4 protein-coding genes and 1 pseudogene are annotated in these 3,388 nt (G+C 46.2%); all 5 read right to left on the reverse strand.

The annotated features are described in order from the left end of the window. A pseudogene (locus tag H6S82_RS24875) lies at nucleotides 1-202 on the reverse strand (hypothetical protein); the annotation flags it as partial. A 145-nt stretch (nucleotides 203-347) separates the two neighbouring features. After that, nucleotides 348-1,472, reverse strand: a complete 1,125-nt coding sequence (locus H6S82_RS24880; RefSeq protein WP_190475806.1) for a Gfo/Idh/MocA family oxidoreductase — start codon at nucleotides 1,470-1,472, stop codon at nucleotides 348-350. 60 nt (nucleotides 1,473-1,532) lie between these two features. Then, nucleotides 1,533-1,991 (reverse strand): DUF4870 domain-containing protein, encoded by a 459-nt coding sequence (locus H6S82_RS24885; protein WP_190475808.1) that lies wholly within the window; start codon nucleotides 1,989-1,991, stop codon nucleotides 1,533-1,535. 37 nt (nucleotides 1,992-2,028) lie between these two features. Further along, complete coding sequence (gshB, locus tag H6S82_RS24890) at nucleotides 2,029-3,018, reverse strand: glutathione synthase (RefSeq protein ID WP_190475810.1); 990 nt, start codon at nucleotides 3,016-3,018, stop codon at nucleotides 2,029-2,031. A 103-nt stretch (nucleotides 3,019-3,121) separates the two neighbouring features. Further along, a complete protein-coding gene (grxC, locus tag H6S82_RS24895) occupies nucleotides 3,122-3,379 on the reverse strand; it encodes a glutaredoxin 3 (protein WP_190475812.1) in 258 nt (85 codons plus the stop codon). Nucleotides 3,380-3,388: the final 9 nt, after the last annotated feature.

The following is a 3,388-nucleotide window of genomic DNA, read 5'->3' on the forward strand; positions in this document are numbered from 1 at the left end:
TATTCTTTGAGCGGGAAGGGAGTAACTTCGATATGGCCACACTAATTTGCTGCGCCCCCTCAAATTGTGCTTCCACAGTTTGACTGACTTGTTCAAATTCGGGTGTCATACTCTGCACTTGCTCGATCGCCTCCGTAATTTGCTGGCTGATGCGACCGACCAGTTCCACGCGATCGGCGTGAGCCTCTTTTGAGTCAAGCATTGTTCAAGACACTCCCAAGAGACAGTTTACCGCAATGTTGCGTTGAAAGCCCCATCCCCTTGTGGGTGGGGAGCTTCAATGCCGCTACAAGCAATTGGTACGATCGCCTTGAATCTGCACCACCACTATACGATATTGCGGCCACTCAACTAGATCCGAGAAAGTTTTCTAAATTAGGTACTTCTACCCATTTGCCCAACTCGTTGGATTGATGGGTTAAATCCATCAATAACTGGGAGTAAACTCCTTCGCGCAAAGAAGGTGTTACGGCTGCACCAGCATCGATACCTTGCAGCCACCGATCGACAACTCTCATAAAAGGAGCTATTCTTCCATCTGTATAATTTTTAGGAAAATCTAACCTGTGGGGGATTTCTACTTCTGTTAAATTCTTTACTGCTGGGGAAGCCCAAAGACGAAAGCCATGCACATAGTCTTTTTGGTTATCGCTACCCAAGATTAATGTACCGCGATCGCCATACACTTCCACCCAATGTCCCCTGCCTTGATAAGTCACGGAACTAATGCAAATCTGACACGGCGTACCATCTGCTAATTCCAGCATTAGCATACAAGTATCGTCTGCATCTACCTGCTTCATTTTACCCGTCGCCGGATCGGGTCGAGTGGGGATAGATGTACTCAAGTTAGCAGACAACCGCCGCGCAGGGCCAAATAACCAACTGATATAATCAAAAGCGTGGGAAGCTACTGCTCCTAGTGCGCCGCCACCGAGGTCTTTACGAGCGTACCAATTCCAAGGGCGAGTAGCATCGGCGCGACTGGAAACTAACCAATCTATTTTAATTAAACGTTTCTGTCCGACATAATTTTCTGACAACAATTCGGCAAATCGCATCCACGCGGGTACGAAGCGAAATTCAAAATCCATGACTGCGATCGCACCCTTTTTTTTCGCCAAATCGTACAATTTTCTCGCTTCAGACGCCGATAAAGTTGTCGGTTTTTCTAATAACAAATGCTTCCCAGCTTGTAACACAGTCTTTGCCATTTCATAATGCAGAAATGGCGGTGTAGAAATACTTACAGCTTGCACTTCTGGCAGTGCTACAATATCTTCAACTGTGCAACAAGCGTGCGTAATATTTTGAGCGGATGCAATTTCTTTCGCCTTCTGCAAATCTCGATGATAAACTGCCACAATCTGAGTCCGTGGATGTTCTTGCAATCCTGGAATGTGGACTTTTTGACCGAAACCAGTTCCTACTACTGCTACATTAACAGTGTTTTTTTCTAAATTTTTTGTCATCAATGTCATTCCAGGTAAGATCAGTTTTCAGAGAAGAAGATTAGGCAACTCCGATATTTTTTATTTGATTAATCGAATTGTAAACGGATAACGATAAGCATAGCCACCCTTGGCCTTTACTGCGGCAAGAATGACTACAATTAGTTGAAATATGCCAATTACGGCCAGTAAGCCAATTAGCCCTATTCCAATTACACCCCCCGCTAGGATCAGCAATCCTCCATCGTTACTTGCTGCAACTCCGGCAACTATAAAGTAAATCACGGCTATAAATACCAAAACAATAGTTGCGATAAAGCCGTAGATGGTCATGGAAATTTGGAAATTCAGAGATTCTTTTCCCTGGTCATTAATAAAAGGATCTGCTTCTTTCTTTAGCACCCAAAATATGAGTGGCCCCACAATATTGGCAAAAGGTATGGGTAAGCCGATAATTGCTAACGGTATCCACGCCAGGGAAGCAAGATGACACCACATTGCCCACATTTGAGCTTGTCGATCGTCGTTATTTCCGGTCATGGCGGTTTCTCCTGTCGGAAGTTAAGGTTAATTAATCTCAAGTTGAGATGACTTTTGAATTGCGACGACTTTCTTCTGCTACCCATTCGATCGTCTGATAACCTAAACGAGTACCCGACAGTCGATCGATCTCCCTTACACCTGTAGGACTGGTGACGTTAACTTCGGTTAGGTAGCCACCAATCACATCAATACCAACAAAAATTAAGCCATCTCGTTGCAGCGTGGGTGCCAGTTGGGTACAGATTTCCCGTTCGCGATCGGTAATTTCCGTTTCTGCTACTCTACCACCAACTGCCATATTGCCGCGAAATTCCTTACCGGTGGGAATCCGATTCACCGCACCGATCGGTATGCCGTTGAGCAGGATAATGCGTTTGTCTCCCTCTTTGGCAGCTGGCAAATAAGTTTGCACCATCACCGGAATTCTACCTTGGAGAGTACTGAGTTCGACGAGCGAGTTAAAGTTGCGATCGCTCGGTTCTAAAAACAAAATTCCTTCCCCAGCTTTATTGCCCAAAGGCTTCAGAATTGCCGATCCTTTCGACTCCACAAATTTGCGGATCGTCTCTTTATCCGGACTGACAATAGTTTCTGGAATTGCGCCGGTAAATTGCAACGCATACATTTTTTCATTAGCAGCTCGCAGTCCTCTCGGTGCGTTGATTACCAGAGTTTTGGCTGGGTCGATGTAATCGAGAATGTACGTAGCGTAAAGATAAGGTACTGTTACCGGCGGATCGGTTCGCATGAACACCGCATCCATCGATTCTAAGGGTTGGAAAGTGCGATCGCCCACTTCGTACCAAGGCTGCTGCACTACCCACCGCCCCTCTACCAGTTCCACTGGGATGAGATGCACCCGTTCTAAAATCGCCCAAGCCTTGCCACTCACCACACTAAGATGACTGGCTTCCGTTATCCAAACCTCATGACCCATCTGCTGGGCAGCTTCCATCAGTGCCACGCTGGTATCGTGACCAGGATCGAGCCTGGAGATAGGGTCAATGATAAATGCAAATTTCATGCTTTTGTTAGTTGTCAGTTGTCAGTTGTCAGTTGTCAGTCGTCAGTCGTCAGTTGTCAAGAGAAATTGCCTAATGACTAAACTGATGACTAATAACTAATGACTATTGCAGCAGAGGATCGAGTTTGCCTGCTGCATCCAGCGCGTGGATATCATCGCAGCCGCCGATATGCTCGTCATTAATAAAAATCTGGGGTACAGAACGGCGACCGTTGGCCCGTTGAGCCATTTTAGCCCGCGCTTGCTCATCCCCATCGATAACGTATTCGGTAAACTCAACCCCCTTCTTGTTCAGCAAAGCCTTAGCACGGATGCAGAAGGGGCAACTTCTCCAGGTATAGATTTCTACGTTAGCGGCCATAACATCCTC

The organism is Planktothrix sp. FACHB-1355 (assembly GCF_014748295.1).
Taxonomy (GTDB): domain Bacteria; phylum Cyanobacteriota; class Cyanobacteriia; order Cyanobacteriales; family Aerosakkonemataceae; genus Aerosakkonema; species Aerosakkonema funiforme_A.

Bases quoted from the DNA above. Each gene is read 5' to 3' on its own strand.
- H6S82_RS24880 (WP_190475806.1), bottom strand. From the start codon at position 1,472: ATGACAAAAAATTTAGAAAAAAACACTGTTAATGTAGCAGTAGTAGGA.
- H6S82_RS24885 (WP_190475808.1), bottom strand. From the start codon at position 1,991: ATGACCGGAAATAACGACGATCGACAAGCTCAAATGTGGGCAATGTGG.
- gshB (WP_190475810.1), bottom strand. From the start codon at position 3,018: ATGAAATTTGCATTTATCATTGACCCTATCTCCAGGCTCGATCCTGGT.
- grxC (WP_190475812.1), bottom strand. From the start codon at position 3,379: ATGGCCGCTAACGTAGAAATCTATACCTGGAGAAGTTGCCCCTTCTGC.